At 59.7% G+C, this 16270-nt stretch carries 16 protein-coding genes; 8 read left to right on the top strand and 8 right to left on the bottom strand.

The window, feature by feature from the left end; translation table 11 throughout:
• Window positions 1–105 precede the first annotated feature (105 nt).
• Together ettA and gdhA are read left to right on the top strand one after the other, a co-directional pair.
• Complete coding sequence (ettA, locus tag ACK6BI_RS05000; RefSeq protein WP_409316212.1) at window positions 106–1770, top strand: energy-dependent translational throttle protein EttA; 1665 nt, start codon at window positions 106–108, stop codon at window positions 1768–1770.
• 192 nt (window positions 1771–1962) lie between these two features.
• On the top strand, window positions 1963–3300 hold the full coding sequence (gene gdhA, locus ACK6BI_RS04995; protein ID WP_409316211.1) for an NADP-specific glutamate dehydrogenase: 1338 nt from the start codon (window positions 1963–1965) through the stop codon (window positions 3298–3300).
• On the opposite strand, the gene ACK6BI_RS04990 is transcribed toward gdhA, so the two are convergent.
• The 4 genes from ACK6BI_RS04990 to ACK6BI_RS04975 all read right to left on the bottom strand — a co-directional run bounded on the left by ACK6BI_RS04990 (window position 3297) and on the right by ACK6BI_RS04975 (window position 6739).
• Entirely contained in the window at window positions 3297–3791 is a 495-nt protein-coding gene (locus ACK6BI_RS04990; protein ID WP_409316210.1) for a GreA/GreB family elongation factor, read from the bottom strand. The genes gdhA and ACK6BI_RS04990 overlap by 4 nt on opposite strands.
• Window positions 3792–3861: 70 nt before the next feature.
• Window positions 3862–4218, bottom strand: coding sequence for a hypothetical protein (locus ACK6BI_RS04985; RefSeq protein ID WP_260521074.1), 357 nt, complete (start codon window positions 4216–4218; stop codon window positions 3862–3864).
• 83 nt (window positions 4219–4301) lie between these two features.
• The gene (locus ACK6BI_RS04980) at window positions 4302–6155 is read right to left on the bottom strand and encodes a DUF4105 domain-containing protein (RefSeq protein ID WP_409316209.1); all 1854 of its coding nucleotides are present in this window, start codon (window positions 6153–6155) and stop codon (window positions 4302–4304) included.
• A gap of 95 nt (window positions 6156–6250) precedes the next feature.
• Window positions 6251–6739, bottom strand: a complete 489-nt coding sequence (locus ACK6BI_RS04975; protein ID WP_409316208.1) for a DUF3015 domain-containing protein — start codon at window positions 6737–6739, stop codon at window positions 6251–6253.
• 320 nt (window positions 6740–7059) lie between these two features.
• Between ACK6BI_RS04975 and ACK6BI_RS04970 the strand changes: the two genes are divergently transcribed.
• Both ACK6BI_RS04970 and ACK6BI_RS04965 read left to right on the top strand, forming a co-directional pair.
• Complete coding sequence (locus ACK6BI_RS04970) at window positions 7060–9498, top strand: Lon protease family protein (protein ID WP_409316207.1); 2439 nt, start codon at window positions 7060–7062, stop codon at window positions 9496–9498.
• Window positions 9499–9741: 243 nt separating this feature from the next.
• Window positions 9742–10071 carry a hypothetical protein gene (locus ACK6BI_RS04965; protein ID WP_409316206.1) on the top strand — a complete coding sequence of 110 codons (330 nt, stop codon included), beginning with the start codon at window positions 9742–9744 and terminating at the stop codon, window positions 10069–10071.
• A 6-nt stretch (window positions 10072–10077) separates the two neighbouring features.
• Here ACK6BI_RS04965 and ACK6BI_RS04960 read toward each other — a convergent pair whose 3' ends face one another.
• Window positions 10078–11910, bottom strand: coding sequence for a hypothetical protein (locus ACK6BI_RS04960; protein WP_409316205.1), 1833 nt, complete (start codon window positions 11908–11910; stop codon window positions 10078–10080).
• 162 nt (window positions 11911–12072) lie between these two features.
• Here ACK6BI_RS04960 and ACK6BI_RS04955 point away from each other — a divergent pair, with 162 nt between their 5' ends.
• The 3 genes from ACK6BI_RS04955 to ACK6BI_RS04945 all read left to right on the top strand — a co-directional run bounded on the left by ACK6BI_RS04955 (window position 12073) and on the right by ACK6BI_RS04945 (window position 13734).
• On the top strand, window positions 12073–12561 hold the full coding sequence (locus ACK6BI_RS04955; RefSeq protein ID WP_065257512.1) for a TIGR00645 family protein: 489 nt from the start codon (window positions 12073–12075) through the stop codon (window positions 12559–12561).
• A gap of 135 nt (window positions 12562–12696) precedes the next feature.
• Complete coding sequence (locus ACK6BI_RS04950) at window positions 12697–13002, top strand: DUF6482 family protein (RefSeq protein WP_409316204.1); 306 nt, start codon at window positions 12697–12699, stop codon at window positions 13000–13002.
• Window positions 13003–13116: 114 nt separating this feature from the next.
• A complete protein-coding gene (locus tag ACK6BI_RS04945; protein ID WP_065257510.1) occupies window positions 13117–13734 on the top strand; it encodes an FKBP-type peptidyl-prolyl cis-trans isomerase in 618 nt (205 codons plus the stop codon).
• Between the two features lie 49 nt (window positions 13735–13783).
• Here the strand turns inward: ACK6BI_RS04945 and ACK6BI_RS04940 are convergent, their stop codons facing one another.
• The 3 genes from ACK6BI_RS04940 to ACK6BI_RS04930 form a co-directional block, all read right to left on the bottom strand.
• Window positions 13784–14041 carry a hypothetical protein gene (locus ACK6BI_RS04940; protein WP_409316203.1) on the bottom strand — a complete coding sequence of 86 codons (258 nt, stop codon included), beginning with the start codon at window positions 14039–14041 and terminating at the stop codon, window positions 13784–13786.
• 208 nt (window positions 14042–14249) lie between these two features.
• Window positions 14250–14591, bottom strand: coding sequence for a zinc ribbon domain-containing protein YjdM (locus ACK6BI_RS04935; protein WP_409316202.1), 342 nt, complete (start codon window positions 14589–14591; stop codon window positions 14250–14252).
• A 125-nt stretch (window positions 14592–14716) separates the two neighbouring features.
• Window positions 14717–15685 (bottom strand): polyprenyl synthetase family protein, encoded by a 969-nt coding sequence (locus ACK6BI_RS04930; RefSeq protein WP_409316201.1) that lies wholly within the window; start codon window positions 15683–15685, stop codon window positions 14717–14719.
• Between the two features lie 241 nt (window positions 15686–15926).
• Here ACK6BI_RS04930 and rplU point away from each other — a divergent pair, with 241 nt between their 5' ends.
• Entirely contained in the window at window positions 15927–16238 is a 312-nt protein-coding gene (rplU, locus tag ACK6BI_RS04925) for a 50S ribosomal protein L21 (protein WP_003228361.1), read from the top strand.
• Window positions 16239–16270 lie beyond the last annotated feature (32 nt).

Genomic DNA, 16270 nt, shown 5'->3' with positions numbered 1-16270 from the left:
GCACGCATTGATGGCCATCAAGTGGTCAAGTGAACGACGCGCATCGGTCTGGCCGGGCATCGCCTGCGCTTCAATCATTCATCTGTCACTGACCCAAGGTTCTCCATGGCTCAATACGTCTTCACCATGCATCGGCTGGGCAAAGTTGTTCCGCCGAAGCGGGAAATCCTGAAAAACATTTCGCTGTCCTTCTTCCCGGGCGCCAAGATCGGCGTGCTCGGCCTCAACGGTTCGGGTAAGTCCACACTGCTGAAAATCATGGCCGGCGTCGACACCGAATTCGAAGGCGAAGCGCGTCCGATGCCGGAACTGAACATCGGTTATCTGCCGCAAGAGCCACAACTTGATCCGACCAAGACCGTACGTGAAGTGGTCGAGGAAGCGGTCAGCGTGATCAAGGATGCCCAGGCCCGCCTGGACGAGGTCTACGCCGCCTACGCCGACCCGGACGCCGACTTCGACAAGCTGGCTGCCGAGCAGGCCAAGCTCGAAGCGATCCTGCAGGCCAGCGACGGTCACAACCTGGAGCGCCAGCTGGAAGTCGCCGCCGATGCGCTGCGTCTGCCGGCCTGGGACGCCAAGGTCGAACACCTGTCCGGTGGTGAAAAACGTCGTGTGGCCTTGTGCCGTCTGCTGCTGTCCGCCCCGGACATGCTGCTGCTCGACGAACCGACCAACCACCTGGACGCCGACTCCGTCGCGTGGCTCGAACACTTCCTGCACGACTTCCCGGGCACTGTGGTCGCGATCACGCACGACCGTTACTTCCTGGACAACGTCGCCGGCTGGATTCTGGAACTCGACCGCGGCGCGGGCATTCCTTACGAAGGCAATTACTCGGGTTGGCTGGAAGCCAAGTCCGAGCGTCTGGCCCAGGAATCCAAGCAGCAGTCGGCTCATGAAAAAGCCATGAAGGAAGAGCTGGAGTGGGTGCGCAAAGGCGCCAAGGCCCGCCAGTCGAAATCCAAGGCACGTCTGCAGCGCTTTGAAGAAATGCAGTCGCAGGAATTCCAGAAGCGTTCGGAAACCAACGAGATCTACATCCCGGCCGGTCCGCGCCTGGGCGACAAGGTCATCGAATTCAAGAACGTCACCAAGGGCTACGGTGATCGCGTGCTGATCGACAACCTGTCGTTCTCCATGCCCAAAGGCGCCATCGTCGGCGTGATCGGCGGTAACGGTGCCGGTAAATCGACCCTGTTCCGCATGCTGATGGGCAAGGAAACCCCGGACTCCGGCAGCATCGAGATCGGCGAAACCGTGCAACTGGCCTGTGTGGACCAGAGCCGCGAAGACCTGGACGGCAGCAAGACCGTGTTCCAGCAGATCTCCGACGGTTCCGACCAGATCCGCATCGGCAACTACGAGATCCCGTCGCGTACCTACGTCGGTCGCTTCAACTTCAAGGGCGGCGATCAGCAGAAGTTCGTCAAGGACCTGTCCGGTGGTGAGCGCGGTCGCCTGCACCTGGCGCTGACCCTTAAGGAAGGCGCGAACGTCCTGCTGCTCGACGAACCGTCCAACGACCTCGACGTCGAAACCCTGCGTTCCCTGGAAGAAGCCCTGCTGGACTTCCCGGGCGCCGCCATTGTGATCTCTCACGATCGCTGGTTCCTTGACCGCGTCGCGACGCACATCCTGGCGTACGAAGACGACTCGCAAGCGGTGTTCTTCGAAGGCAACTACACCGAGTACGAAGCCGATCGCAAAAAACGCCTCGGCGAAGCAGCGGCCCAGCCACACCGGGTACGTCACAAGAAACTGGCCTGATTTAAGGCCGGTTGCATGAAAGAGCGGAGCCTTCGGGCTCCGTTTTTTTTGCCTTCAAGCAGGCCTGATTTATAAAATGTGTACTATCTGATTTCATAAATGCGACATTTTTGTCTGTTGCTGTGTACAGGTCGTTTGTTACAGTCCGGCTCACTCTCTTCCAACGACAACAAATCTGCCGAGACTTTTCCCATGATCGAATCCGTCGAATCCTTCCTTGCCCGTCTGAAAAAACGCGATCCGGATCAACCCGAATTCCACCAGGCCGTCGAAGAAGTCCTGCGCAGCCTGTGGCCGTTTCTCGAAGCTCATCCGCACTATCTGACCTCGGGGATTCTGGAGCGCATCTGCGAACCGGAACGTGCGGTGGTATTCCGGGTGTCGTGGGTCGACGATCAGGGCAAGGTGCAGGTCAATCGTGGTTTCCGCATCCAGATGAACAGCGCCATCGGTCCGTACAAGGGCGGTTTGCGTTTCCATCCTTCGGTGAACATGGGCGTGCTGAAATTCCTCGCCTTCGAGCAGACCTTCAAGAACTCCCTGACCTCGCTGCCCATGGGCGGTGGCAAGGGCGGTTCGGACTTCGATCCGAAGGGCAAGAGCGACGCCGAAGTGATGCGTTTCTGTCAGGCGTTCATGAGCGAGCTGTACCGGCACATCGGCGCCGACGTGGATGTGCCGGCGGGTGATATCGGGGTCGGCGCACGGGAGATCGGTTTCCTGTTCGGCCAGTACAAACGCCTGAGCAATCAGTTCACCAGCGTGCTGACCGGCAAGGGCATGACCTATGGCGGCAGCCTGATCCGTCCGGAAGCCACCGGTTTCGGTTGCGTGTATTTCGCCGAGGAAATGCTCAAGCGCCGCGAGCAGACTGTCGCAGGCAAGCGCGTAGCGATTTCCGGATCCGGCAACGTTGCGCAATACGCGGCCCGCAAAGTGATGGATCTGGGCGGCAAAGTGATTTCGCTGTCCGACTCCGAAGGCACGCTGTATTGCGAGGCCGGCCTGAGCGAAGAACAATGGCGGGCGCTGCTGGAGCTGAAAAACGTCAAGCGTGGGCGGATCAGTGAGTTGGCCGCGGCATTCGGCCTGGAGTTCCGCGTCGGGCAGTTGCCATGGGCGTTGCCGTGCGACATTGCGCTGCCTTGCGCCACCCAGAACGAACTCGACGCCGAAGCTGCCCGCACCCTGCTGCGCAACGGCTGCATCTGTGTGGCCGAAGGCGCGAACATGCCGACCACTCTGGAGGCTGTGGATATCTTTATCGAGGCCGGGATCCTGTTCGCGCCGGGCAAGGCATCCAATGCTGGCGGCGTAGCGGTCAGTGGGCTGGAGATGTCGCAGAACGCCATGCGCCTGCTGTGGACGGGCGGCGAGGTGGACAGCAAGCTGCACGGGATCATGCAATCGATCCACCACGCCTGCGTGCATTACGGTGAGGAAAACGGGCGGATCAACTACGTCAAAGGTGCGAACATCGCCGGCTTCGTCAAGGTGGCGGACGCCATGCTGGCGCAGGGCGTGGTTTAAGGCAGATCGATACGGATCACTTCGATCAGTTGATTGCCGGCCGGGCGCTGCCACAGCACTTCGTCATTGAGCCGTGCGCCGAGCAACGCGCGGCCCAGCGGTGAAGCCCAGTTGATCAGGCCGTTGGCGGCATCGGCCTGGTCTTCACCGACCAGCTGTACCCGACGCTCGGTGCTGTGCTCGTCGGCGTAGGTCACCCAACTGCCGATCTGCACTTTTTCGTTGGATGTCGGGACCGGCACAACCTGTGCGCTGCCGACCCGTTGGTTGAAATAGCGCAGATCCCGCTCCAGATCGGCCAGCCGCTGCGGGTCGGCCTGCTCGCCCATGGCGGCCTGCTCGGTGTGCAGGGTCTGAAGCTCGGCGACTTTTGCCTGCAACTGGGCGAGCCCCTGTGGTGTGACGTAGTTGGGCTGGCTGCTGACCTGCCGTTCGACCGGCTGGTCGGCTTGTGCGGCGGCGTTATCTTCGTTGACGAAAGCACGGCTCATGGTGACCTCCTGTGACAACCGTTGGGCCATGGTCGCAGGCTAAAGGTTTCGCTGGATGTCTGGAAACGACCTACTGCGAACGATAAGCCCGCGCGGCGTCCTGATCCTTCTGTTGTTGCCAGGCCCGCTCGCGCTCGTCCCAATGTTCGTTGCGATACTCCTCGCGATCCTTGTTTTCCAGCATCGCCTGACACTGTCGAAAACCGTCGCTCCAGCCCTCGGCGTATTGCGGATCCTTGAGATAGCGCGGCACATTCTTGCGAAACTCGCCACTGATCGAACCGGCCGCCTGGCGACCGCTGATGCAGCCGTCATCGAAACCGTCGGCGAACGCCGGTGGATAACCCTTGGCGATCAGATCCTCGTGGGTGCTCTGACAGCCACCCAGCAACAACAATGCGCCCACAAAACCCGCATACCGCCACATCTGAATCTCCCGCGCCGTTCTCCGCTTACAGGGAAAGTCTAGAAGCGGATTCGTCGACGGGGTGTGAAAGGAAGATCAAAACCTCAGTAGTGATACCACTTCACTTCGAGCATCACTTCGGTCTCCGGCGTTGCCAGATGGCTGAATTCACGCTGCGCACTCAGGCGCAGACCCAGGTTGCGGGACAATTCCCATTGCTGGTTCAGACTCAGGCTGCGGCGCACTTCGCCGTTGAAGAAGTAATCGCCCTTGGCCTCCACACTGAGATTGCCCAACGGGTTTCTCCACAACACGCCGGTATTGAAACCGCCGGCGGGGGAAACGAATTCGGCGAAGTCATTGTTGTGTTCGATCCGCACCGTACCAAGGGCAAAACCGAGTACGTCGTCGCCCAATTGCCACGTTCCGCCACCGCCGCCATTGACATGGCTGACCAGATTTTCATCGTCATGCTTGCCCGGCACCCGCTCCAGGCCACCGGTGACTTGCCAGGAGAGTGGCTGCAACAGCGCATTGCGCGGCGTCAGCGAGCGGATGGTCGCCAGATCCAGTTGCTGGAACTGCCAACGATTGCCTTCGTACTGACGCAGCTTCATTTGCAGGATTTCGATCTGCGCGCCGAGGGGGAAACTCTCGGCGTTGTCATTGAGGTCGTGATAGGCCATGCGCAGCCCGTATTCGCCGAACGCGCGGTCGCCACGAGTGCCGAGACCGGCCTGCCAGGTGCGGGACTCGTGGCCGTCTTCGGGCAGGCCCGGTTGCGGGATCTGCAGCTCCGGCGCCGGGTTCTTGTTGATCGCCCGCAGCAATTCAAAACTGCGCTGCGCCCGTTGCGGATCACGTTCCTGGCCGTTGGCGCGGTAGCGCTCCAGCCGATACGCGGCGTCGATGATCAGCGCTTGCCGGTCGCGGGGCAGGGCCTTGAAGGCCGGGTCCTGCAACACCTGTTGATCAGCGCTGACTTTCAGCACCCATTGCTGTTCGTCATTGTTCAAAGGTTCTGCGCGGCTGAGCAACTCACGCTCGCGGGACGGGCGATATTCGATGTGCTCGACCAGCCCGGCTTCTTTCACGGCCTTGACGGTATCGGTGGGAATTGCGGTCAGCGGGAATTGCTCGGTCAGGCGCAGGCTCGGGCGTGCGACCTGCAACAGTTCGAGCAGGCGATAGGAACAGTTTTCGTCGAAAAAGAAGTAATCGAACTTGATCTGCTTCAGCTCCCAGACATGCTCGACCATCCGTGCGGTTTCTGCCTGCGTCAGATTGAGCCGGTACTCCCACAGATCGCGGTTTTCCAGGCTGCGGTATTCCGAGAGCTTTTCCTGGTACGGCACCAGCGCGAACAGGCCGGGATAACCACCCATCAGGCCTTTCCAGGCATACAGGATGCTGTTGTCGGAGCCTTCGATGTAGGCGCCGAAGTTGATCGCGTAGCTGAGCAGCGAAGTCTTGTCGCTTTGCACGTCGGCCTGGTCAATGCGCAGCAGCGTGTGGCCGAACATCGACGATGGGCTGTTGAGGTAGGCCGCCGGGAAAATCATTACCGTGCTGTGGGGCGAGACGTCCTTGAACCATTTCTTGAATTCGGCGCAGTCAGGCGTCGGCAGGTCTTGAAGGTTGAGTCGATCTTTCAGCCAACGGGTGCGCGCCGGGTAGACGCACTGGGCGTGCTGTTCACCGAGGCTGGCGGGGGCGTACAGCGCCTGGACGGTGGCCGCCAGTTCATGGTCGGGGCGCTCGTTACCGTCGGCGGCAAGGAAGAATTTTTTGTCGCTGACATAGCTGCGCCAGCCGCCGAGCTTGGCGGTTTCGTAGTGGCCGAGGGAAATCCAGAAGCGGTCGTTGGCCAGTTGCTGCAAACGTTGAGGGTCGATGTGAGGCGCGGCGGATAGCGGGGCGCAGACACACAGCGCCAGCCAGGCAAGGCGTTTGAGCATAAATGGCAACTTAAGTCGAAAGAAACAAAAGACCCAAAGAGGGGCGGGTCGAAAAAACAAAACCCGCTTCCCGAAGAAAGCGGGTGGGGTCGAGCTTAAGCCTGAGTGGCGTACTTGGCCAGACGAGGGTCTGCCTTCAGGACAGCCAGGGTGTTGGCATGCACATCTTCGGCGGTCACGTCAGCCTTGCTGAAGATCTGCTGGAAGTGCTCGTGAGTGACGGCGGCGAAATGCGCACGGTCTTCCGGCGCCACGCCCAGTACCACGGCATAGGTCGTCAGCGCTTCGCCGTTGCCTTTGGCCATGTCTTCGGAGAGCTCGTTCATCATGCCGTTCATGGCAAACCAGGATTTGCCGCCGTAGGTCAGCGCTGCGTTGGTGGAGCAACCGTTGGTGCCGGAAGTCATGCCGAACGTGGCGTTGCCCGAGGTGCCGTTGGTGGTGGATGCCAGGAAGTGAGCGGGGGTGCCACGCTGGCCTTCGAACAGCATGTTGCCCCAGCCGCAATCCGGACCGCCCGGCGCCTGAGCCATGGCGTTGATGGATACAGCGGTGAAGAGAGTACCGAGAAGAATCCGTTTCATAGCTTTGTTCTCTTTTATGTGCGTACCAATGGACAGGGTTCTGGCCCCGCTCTCTACATCAAAACGCCGCTTGGCGAGTTTTGTACAGACCTTCTGGCGCCAGTGGGCCGGTATTAGTTCCAGCCGCGCAGTTTGGAGTTTAGGCACGTTCCGGCGGTTCCGTGATTTTTTACACAATATTTGGAATAAACCCCACACCACCGGACCGACCGTGGGAATGACCGGTTGTCTATGCTTTGTCGGGTGGCGCGCCTTGCCAGTGGGGCACGGGCAGCGCCAGAATGCCGCTATCTGCCCCGCCTGATTGTTAAGGAAGCCCGATGCCTGATCCTGTTGCTGCCAGCTTGCGTCTTGCGCCCGAAGCGCTGACCCGTCCGTTTTCCGCTGAACAGTTCAGCTTCACTACCACCGATGATCTGGAGCCCTTTCGCGGTGTGCTCGGCCAGGAACGCGCGGTCGAAGCCTTGCAGTTCGGTGTGGCGATGCCACGCCCCGGTTACAACGTTTTCGTCATGGGCGAGCCCGGCACCGGCCGTTTTTCGTTCGTCAAACGCTACCTGAAGGCCGAAGGCAAGCGCCTGCAGACCCCGGCGGACTGGGTCTACGTCAACAACTTCGATGAGCCGCGTGAACCACGCGCCCTGGAGCTGCCGTCGGGCAGCGCTGCCGCTTTTACCAGCGACATCAACGGCCTGATCGACAACTTGCTGGTGACGTTTCCCGCGGTGTTCGAACACCCGTCCTACCAGCAGAAAAAAAGCGCCATCGATCGCGCTTTCAATCAGCGTTATGACAAGGCGCTGGACGTCATCGAACGTCTGGCCCTGGAAAAAGACGTCGCCCTGTATCGCGACAGCAGCAACATCGCCTTCACGCCGATGCTCGAAGGCAAGGCGCTGGACGAAGCCGAATTCGCCCAATTGCCGGAAGCCGAGCGCGAGCGTTTTCACGATGACATTTCCGGCCTCGAAGAGCGCCTGAACGAAGAACTCGCGAGCCTGCCGCAATGGAAGCGCGAGTCGAGCAATCAATTGCGCCAGCTCAACGAAGAAACCATCACACTGGCGTTGCAGCCATTGCTCGCACCGCTGTCGGAAAAATACGCGGAGAACGCAGCCGTCTGCGGTTACCTGCAAGCGATGCAGGTCTACTTGCTGAAAACCGTGGTCGAGCAACTGGTGGACGACAGCAAGACCGATGCGGTGGCGCGCAAGCTGCTGGAAGAGCAATACGCACCGAGCCTGGTGGTCGGGCATCCGAACAGCGGTGGTGCACCGGTGGTGTTCGAACCGCACCCGACTTATGAAAACCTGTTTGGCCGCATCGAATACACCACCGATCAGGGCGCGCTCTACACCACGTATCGCCAATTGCGGCCCGGTGCGCTGCACCGCGCCAATGGTGGTTTCCTGATCCTTGAAGCGGAAAAAATGCTCAGCGAGCCATTTGTGTGGGATGCGCTCAAGCGTGCCCTGCAATCGCGCAAACTGAAAATGGAATCGCCGCTGAGCGAGATGGGGCGCTTCGCCACCGTGACACTCAATCCGCAGCACATTCCGCTGCAGGTCAAAGTCATCATCATCGGTGCGCGTCAGTTGTATTACACGCTGCAGGACCTCGATCCGGACTTTCAGGAGATGTTTCGCGTCCTGGTGGATTTCGACGAAGACATCCCGATGGTCGACGAAAGCCTGGAGCAGTTCGCCCAGTTGCTGAAAACCCGAACCTCGGAGGAGGGCATGGCGCCGTTGACCGCCGACGCCGTGGCGCGTCTGGCGACCTACAGTGCGCGTCTGGCGGAGCATCAGGGGCGGTTGTCGGCGCGGATCGGCGATCTGTTCCAGCTGGTCAGCGAAGCGGATTTCATCCGGCACCTGGCCAATGATGAAATGACCGACGCCGGCCACATCGAGCGCGCCCTCAAAGCCAAGGCCACGCGCACCGGTCGTGTGTCGGCGCGGATTCTCGACGACATGCTGGCGGGGATCATCCTGATCGACACCGACGGTGCGGCGGTCGGCAAGTGCAACGGCCTGACGGTGCTTGAGGTCGGCGACTCGGCGTTTGGCGTGCCGGCGCGGATTTCCGCCACGGTGTACCCGGGCGGCAGCGGTATCGTTGACATCGAGCGTGAGGTCAACCTCGGTCAGCCGATCCACTCCAAGGGCGTGATGATTCTCACCGGGTATCTGGGCAGCCGTTACGCTCAGGAATTTCCGCTGGCGATTTCCGCGAGCATCGCCCTGGAGCAATCCTACGGTTATGTCGATGGCGACAGTGCATCGCTGGGCGAGGCGTGCACACTGATTTCGGCGCTGTCGAAGACTCCGCTCAAACAGTGCTTCGCCATCACCGGCTCCATCAACCAGTTCGGTGAAGTGCAGGCAGTGGGTGGGGTCAACGAGAAAATCGAAGGCTTCTTCCGTCTCTGTGAAGCGCGCGGGCTGACGGGCGAGCAGGGCGCGATCATTCCGCAAGCCAACGTGGCCACGCTGATGCTCGACGAGAAAGTGCTGGCCGCGGTGCGTGCCGGGCAATTCCACGTTTACGCAGTGCGTCAGGCGGATGAAGCACTGAGCCTGCTGGTGGGCGAACCTGCGGGTGAGCCGAACGAAGCGGGCGAGTTCCCCGAAGGCAGCGTCAACGCACGGGTGGTGGAGCGTCTGCGGGTGATTGCCGAGATGATCAGCGAAGATGATCTGAAAGAGGCCGAGAAGGAACTGGCGCAGGAGGCGCTGGCCGAGGCCAAACCGGCGTAAGTCAGACAGCCGTCAAAGAAATGGGAGCCTTGTGCTCCCATTCTGTTTTGTTGCGAACGTCGGCAAAAGCGCCATCACTCTGGCGTCAATATTCACACAATGACCATTCGGCGCCTTCTGGTTCCATTCGGTTGGCGCGGCGGACTTTTCTTCTATTCTCAGCTCAAGGACATCGACAGTATCACGGGATCGAAACAGTCCTTCAGCAAGGGCTGAACACCGGCTTTACCGAGGGTCGCCGCCATGTCGCGCAACCTCTGCCTCACTCGTCAGTGCCTGGGTCTCGTGACCCGAATCGAATGCGCCGTCAAGCCGTTGGCCGGCGATACCGGCATGTGGACTTTGCTCTTCGCCGCCGGCATGGCCGGTGAACAACCTTCCGCCATCAAGGCCCAGGGGCCGTTTCACGGGCCGGTCGCCGCCGAATCGATCCTCGACACCATCGTCGAAAGCCTGACGATGCATGGCTACGAATTGGCCAACGATCCGCAGATCTGGTCCTTGCACCTGCAAGCCCAGTTACGGCAGATCAACGGCGGACGCGGACGCAATCCCGGCGTTTTCGATCATTAGCACCGATCATGGCGCCGCACCCTGGCTCTGCGCTTTCTCGAGCTTGACCTCAAAGCCGTACTGCACGGTGGCGAGGTTGGTGCGCTGGTAGGTTTCCACGTGCGTCGGGCGGCCGTAGAAATAGTGCACGCCAAACAACGGCGGGCCTTCTGCGCTAGCGTCGTGGCTGACCGAGAGAATCTGCTTGAGGTAGTTGCCGCTATCGTCCTTGACGAAGAAGCGCCATTCACTGGCGGGAAACCGTTTAAGGTCGACCACCAATTCGTTATTCCTGATTTCCAGGCCTTTGGGCAACGCCCTGGCTTCGAAGGATTGCTTCGCCACGGTGGCCAGGAACAAGGGCATCGAACCGACGGCCACCGCGGGCGTTTCCGGGAACAGGTTCAAATCGTAGGTGATGGTCGCTTGCAGCGGATCCACCTGATACGCCTCCGCAGGCAGCTCGATGGGCTCGTCGAGTTTGCCGCTGCGTTTTTCGGTGAAGAATGTCACCGGACTTTCGCCGGGACTCAAATCGTCGCCCAGCAGCTCGTCATTGAAGGTCTTGCGGTGATCGAACTCGATACGCGCAGCGCTCGGCTCTTCGACTGATTGACGAATATGGATGCTTTTTTTCAGTTCTTCCTCGGTCAGTGACGCCCCCTTGAGCCAGTTGGGAGCCTGGTCGTCGTAGACGGTGATTGAGAGATCCAGCGGCTGCACGGTCTTCGCCGTGGTGTGCGAGTCGAATTCACGGATCGGCAGGTCCAGTGGCCTGCGGGTGACAGTCGCTTCGGAAAAATCCAGAACGCTGACTTCGAGGGTATCGACAGGGCCGTTGAAGTACACCTTGTTATAACGACGCGAGTGCTGTTGTTCGAAGGTACGCTGGTCGTCGTTCAGCTGCTTTTCGAGGTCTTCGCTCCAGGCCTTTTGCTGTTGCAGGTGCGCCAGTTGTTTGCGGTAGAACTCGATCTGCTCGGGACTTTCATTGATGGCACCGGCACGCACCAGGTACTGACCGGTGGTGTCACGGGCCTGGACGATCAGCGGATTGAGCGGGGTGTTGGCGACTTCCGCAGCGAGTGGCAGGCTGTTGCTGAATTCGACTTCGGCGTAGTTTTTTTCCAGCTTCAGCAGTTTCACGCTGAGGTTGGCATCGGTGCGGGTCTGACCGATGTCCTTTGGGCCCAGATCGAAGCTGTGCAGGCGTTTCGGCGCGATGACTTCCACCTGGCCTTGCAGGCTCACAGGGCGCGGTCGGGTTTTCTTGTCGACGTCCAGACCTTCGATGAACGGGTAGGTCACGGTCAGGTCATCAGGATTGGTGACGTTGGAGCTGGAAGGGCTCAACTGAATGCCCGGATCGGTTTCCGACCACTCCGGCTGGTAGGCGATGACGCGTTTGTTACTCAGGGTCACCGATTGCCACTCGACGCCATGGGGGAACAGGAACCCGCCCGGAATGTTGAGGGTGAAGGGGAACACCGGCTGCAGGTCGGTGAGGTAATCGGAGCTGGCGTCCTTGTGCAGCACGAACAGACCGTTGATGAAGGTGTCGACGAGCGCCTGGAGCGTCGGATAATGCTTGAGTACGCCGAGAGCGTCTTCACCGTATTCGGTTCTGGGGGACTTGCTGTCGAGTCGCTGTTGCGCGCGCTCCAGCAGCAACAATGAGCCGCCGAGTTCGGTCACGGCATCCTTGAGTTTCGGGTCGGTGATGGCGTCCAGCGATTGTTCGAACTGCGCGGTCTTCTGTTCGAGGCTGAGCGGGTGTTTTTTTTCTTCACCGGGTGAGCAGCCGCCGATCGATAAGGCGAAGCAGATTCCGGCAGTCATTAACGGCAATCGCACATCCATTTCCAGTCGTCCTGTCCACTGTCGCTGGGCTGTCAATGGTTTGGACACTAGCAGAAAAACTTTGACACACACACGCAGGTGGCGGAATTCCCGGCGGTTTCTGGCTGTCATGGGGGGCTGATATACTCGCCGCCGATTACAACCCCCCTTGTGTGAGAGTCAATGGAACGCTTTATCGAAAATGCAATGTACGCCACGCGCTGGCTGCTGGCGCCGATCTATATCGGGCTGTCCCTCGGGCTGCTGGCGCTGGCATTGAAATTCTTCCAGGAAGTGTTTCATGTCATTCCCAACGTCTTCTCCATGGCCGAGTCCGAACTGATTCTGGTGTTGCTGTCGCTGATTGACATGGCGCTGGTGGGCGGCTTGCTGGTGATGGTGATGATTTCAGGCTACGAGAACTTCGTGTCCGAGCTGAACATCGATGAGGGCAAGGAGAAGCTCAGCTGGCTGGGCACCATGGATTCCTCGTCGCTGAAGATGAAAGTGGCGGCGTCGATCGTGGCGATTTCCTCGATCCACCTGCTGCGGATTTTCATGGACGCCAAGAACGTCGATCCCCAGCATCTGATGTGGTACGTGATCATCCACATGACCTTCGTGGTTTCGGCATTCGCCATGGGGTACCTGGACAAGCTCACCAAGCACTGATGAGTCGTCGACAGCTGTAACAAAAACCGCCCGTCCGTTGCGAAACAGACGGGCGGTGTCGTTTGTGGCTTGTGCTTTGTGGCGCCGAGGCATATCCCTGTAGTGTCCCGGTCCGCTACCGCATGAGGTGCGTTCATGAACCTGCAAGAATTGAATGCGTTTGCCATCGCCAGGAAGGTCGATGAGTTGAACCTGATCTCCATGGAAGGCGGCATCTATCTGCTCGAGGCGCGCATGCATGGTGCGGCTTACCCGTTGAGCGATCCTCAGGGCAAGTTGCTGACGCTGCGGTCGGTGGAGCATGCCAGGGATCTCCTGCATAACTTTCCGGTGCTGCCATTCAATCTGGTTCATACCTCGGTGCACGATGAAATGTGCGGTCTTGGCGCCAGCGCTGAAGAAAGCCTGAAGGTCCCGTTGGCGTGGCGCTCGGCACTGTAGGCCAATAAGCGGGCATCTGTGCTAGTCTGCTCGCCCTTTTTGGTTCCGGGCGCGCCGGGACGCGCTGTGCATGCACGGCATGTCCCGAGGCCGTCCGCACAGCGGAGCAGTGTCATGTCCGAAGTAAATCTGTCCACCGACGAAACCCGCGTCAGCTACGGTATCGGCCGTCAGCTGGGTGACCAGCTGCGCGACAACCCGCCACCGGGTGTCAGCCTGGACGCCATCCTGGCAGGCCTGACCGACGCATTCGCCGGCAAGCCAAGCCGTGTGGGTCAGGAAGAACTGTCCGCCAGCTTTAAGGTGATCCGCGAGATCATGCAAGCCGAAGCTGCTGCCAAGGCTGAAGCCGCTGCTGGCGAAGGTCGTGCGTTCCTGGCTGAAAACGCCAAGAAAGAAGGCATCACCACCCTGGCTTCCGGTCTGCAATTCGAAGTGCTGACTCAAGGCGAAGGCGCCAAGCCAACTCGTGAAGACAACGTGCGTACTCACTACCACGGCACACTGATCGACGGCACTGTGTTCGACAGCTCCTACGAGCGTGGCCAGCCTGCAGAATTCCCGGTTGGTGGCGTGATCGCCGGCTGGACCGAAGCCCTGCAACTGATGAATGCCGGCAGCAAATGGCGTCTGTACGTGCCGAGCGAACTGGCTTACGGCGCTCAAGGCGTTGGCAGCATTCCGCCGCACAGCGTTCTGGTGTTCGACGTCGAGCTGCTCGACGTTCTGTAATCCCGTTACCCTGCACAAGCGTGGCTTGTGCAGGGTTTCTTCGCCGTTCTCATACTTCGATCTTGTGCTGCAGTTCACTGGTCGGGCGCAACGCCCGGGCATAGCAGAACAGGAACAGATTGCGCACCAGTTCCTTGAGTACCAACGGTTCGCTGGAGCTCAGGCCACTGACGTCCAGATCCCCCTGATCCTGCAATTCGTGCAGGGCTTCTTCTTCCAGCACTGCGCAGACTTCCCCGGTTTCCCGATGCAGTATCCTGAGATACGGGTGCGGGCGATCCAGCCAGGCGTCGATCAAATAAGTCATGGTTCTCATCTCCATTGAAAGGGTTTCAATGAGAATAATTCTTATTCGTCAAATAGCAAGCGTCTATTGGTGGTTCGTGACTTTTTGTGGGTAAAGATTGCGTAAGGTCAAAACGGCTGGCGTTTGGCCATTGCGCGGTATTTGCGGGGGATTGCGAAAGGAGGTGAAGCTCCATCCCGCGACGGACGCGGGACGGAAGACAGCAGGATCAGACTTTTCTGACGAACTCGGATTTGAGTTTCATCGGGCCGATGCCGTCGATCTTGCAATCGATATCGTGATCGCCGTCGCACAGGCGGATGTTCTTGACCTTGGTACCGACCTTGACTACCAGCGATGTGCCCTTGACCTTCAGGTCCTTGATCACGGTGATGGTATCGCCGTCCTGCAGGACGTTGCCGACCGAGTCTTTCTTCACGGCATCATCGGACGTCACCTCGGCTTCACCGGCGGCAGACCACTCGTGGGCGCACTCCGGGCACACCAGCTGGGTGCCGTCTTCGTAGGTGTATTCGGAATTGCATTTCGGGCAGGGTGGCAACGTGCTCACTGAGGCTCCTTGAAGAGGGGATCGCTAAAAGTCGCACATTGTATAGGGTTTTAGTCCCGGATGGCAGGCAACAAAAAACCGCAGGCTCCAATGGAGGCTGCGGTTTCTTGATGACGTGCCGTTGATCAGTGCGTGCGGGCGACCGCGAACTCGCTCAGTTCAACCAGGGCATCGCGATAGTCGCTGGCCGGCAGCGCCTCGAGGCACTTGATGGCACGGGCCACATAGTCGCGGGCCAGTTGTGCGGTGTATTCCAGCGAACCGGACGCTTCCACGGCAATGCGGATGCTTTCCAGGTCTTCGATCCCACCTTTCTGGATCGCCTGGCGTACCAGGGCGGCCTGCTCCGGCGTGCCTTCGCGCATGGTGTAGATCAGCGGCAGGGTCGGCTTGCCTTCGGCCAGATCGTCACCGACGTTCTTGCCCAGCGTTTCGGCGTCGCCCTTGTAGTCGAGCAGGTCGTCGACCAGCTGGAACGCCACACCCAGGTGATCGCCGAAGGTGCGCAGGGCTTCGCTCTGCTCGGCGGTGGCACCGGCCAGCGCCGCAGCGCTGTGGGTCGAGGCTTCGAAAAGCATCGCGGTCTTGCCGCGGATGACTTCCATGTAGGTTTCTTCGGTGGTGCTGGCGTCACGGACCTTGGACAGTTGCAGCACTTCACCTTCGGCGATGATGCGCGTGGCCTGGGACAAAATCTTCATCACCGGCATCGAGCCCAGTTCGACCATCATCTCGAACGAGCGCGAGTACAGGAAATCGCCGACCAGCACGCTCGGGGCGTTGCCCCACATGGCGTTAGCGGTCGAACGGCCACGGCGCATGCCGGACATGTCGACCACGTCGTCATGCAGCAGGGTGGCGGTGTGCAGGAATTCGATGGTGGCGGCCAGCAGGCGCAGGTCGTCGCCTTCGCGACCCAGGGCCTTGCCGCACAGCAGCACCAATAAAGGACGCAGGCGTTTGCCGCCGGCCGACGTGATGTAATCGCCGATTTTCGATACCAGCGGCACTCGGGAAGTCAGCTGCTTCTTGATGATGCCGTCGACGGCGCTAAAATCGTCCGCCACCGCGCGGTAGAAAGCTTGGGGTTGCATCAGCGACAGGTGCTCCAGAAGGGTTGCGCGGCATGCTAGGACCCACATCCGGGCCTGTCAAGGCGCGATGGACGGCCCCTTGCGTGACTCTTGCAGCTTGCGTACAATCGCGCACCCTGAACTTCCTGGGCAGCACCTGCCTTACGCAATTGCACTTGGGCCGTTCCAGCCCCATGCAGCCATGCCAGCCAATACCTCTTCTTATAAAGAGCTGGGTGAGCAGGATTATCGGAGAAATACCATGTACGCAGTAATCGTTACCGGCGGTAAGCAATACAAGGTCGCTGAAGGTGAATACCTGAAGATCGAAAAACTGGAAGTCGCTACTGGCGAATCCGTGACTTTTGACCGCGTTCTGTTGGTCGCCAATGGCGACGACGTGAACATCGGCGCACCTGTTGTTGCTGGCGCAACCGTCAAGGCTGAAGTGATCTCCCAAGGTCGTCACGATAAAGTCCGCATCATCAAGTTCCGTCGCCGCAAGCACCACATGAAGCGTATGGGCCACCGCCAGTGGTTCACCGAGATCAAAATCACCGGTATTCAGGCTTAATACAGCCTAATTCCTCACTAGGAGAATTGAAC

The organism is Pseudomonas sp. KCJK9016 (genome assembly GCF_046231795.1).
In the GTDB taxonomy this organism is placed as follows: Bacteria; Pseudomonadota; Gammaproteobacteria; order Pseudomonadales; family Pseudomonadaceae; genus Aquipseudomonas; species Aquipseudomonas bananamidigenes.
Note: the sequence above shows the minus strand (reverse complement) of the source record. Positions and strands in the feature narration are given on the sequence as shown.

What these genes read in the sequence shown, in the direction of transcription:
- ACK6BI_RS04985 (WP_260521074.1), bottom strand. Translation starts at nt 4,218, where the DNA reads ATGTGGCGGTATGCGGGTTTTGTGGGCGCATTGTTGTTGCTGGGTGGC.
- ettA (WP_409316212.1), top strand. Translation starts at nt 106, where the DNA reads ATGGCTCAATACGTCTTCACCATGCATCGGCTGGGCAAAGTTGTTCCG.
- ACK6BI_RS04965 (WP_409316206.1), top strand. Translation starts at nt 9,742, where the DNA reads ATGTCGCGCAACCTCTGCCTCACTCGTCAGTGCCTGGGTCTCGTGACC.
- rplU (WP_003228361.1), top strand. Translation starts at nt 15,927, where the DNA reads ATGTACGCAGTAATCGTTACCGGCGGTAAGCAATACAAGGTCGCTGAA.
- gdhA (WP_409316211.1), top strand. Translation starts at nt 1,963, where the DNA reads ATGATCGAATCCGTCGAATCCTTCCTTGCCCGTCTGAAAAAACGCGAT.
- ACK6BI_RS04990 (WP_409316210.1), bottom strand. Translation starts at nt 3,791, where the DNA reads ATGAGCCGTGCTTTCGTCAACGAAGATAACGCCGCCGCACAAGCCGAC.
- ACK6BI_RS04970 (WP_409316207.1), top strand. Translation starts at nt 7,060, where the DNA reads ATGCCTGATCCTGTTGCTGCCAGCTTGCGTCTTGCGCCCGAAGCGCTG.
- ACK6BI_RS04960 (WP_409316205.1), bottom strand. Translation starts at nt 11,910, where the DNA reads ATGGATGTGCGATTGCCGTTAATGACTGCCGGAATCTGCTTCGCCTTA.
- ACK6BI_RS04940 (WP_409316203.1), bottom strand. Translation starts at nt 14,041, where the DNA reads ATGACTTATTTGATCGACGCCTGGCTGGATCGCCCGCACCCGTATCTC.
- ACK6BI_RS04930 (WP_409316201.1), bottom strand. Translation starts at nt 15,685, where the DNA reads ATGCAACCCCAAGCTTTCTACCGCGCGGTGGCGGACGATTTTAGCGCC.
- ACK6BI_RS04945 (WP_065257510.1), top strand. Translation starts at nt 13,117, where the DNA reads ATGTCCGAAGTAAATCTGTCCACCGACGAAACCCGCGTCAGCTACGGT.
- ACK6BI_RS04955 (WP_065257512.1), top strand. Translation starts at nt 12,073, where the DNA reads ATGGAACGCTTTATCGAAAATGCAATGTACGCCACGCGCTGGCTGCTG.
- ACK6BI_RS04975 (WP_409316208.1), bottom strand. Translation starts at nt 6,739, where the DNA reads ATGAAACGGATTCTTCTCGGTACTCTCTTCACCGCTGTATCCATCAAC.
- ACK6BI_RS04950 (WP_409316204.1), top strand. Translation starts at nt 12,697, where the DNA reads ATGAACCTGCAAGAATTGAATGCGTTTGCCATCGCCAGGAAGGTCGAT.
- ACK6BI_RS04980 (WP_409316209.1), bottom strand. Translation starts at nt 6,155, where the DNA reads ATGCTCAAACGCCTTGCCTGGCTGGCGCTGTGTGTCTGCGCCCCGCTA.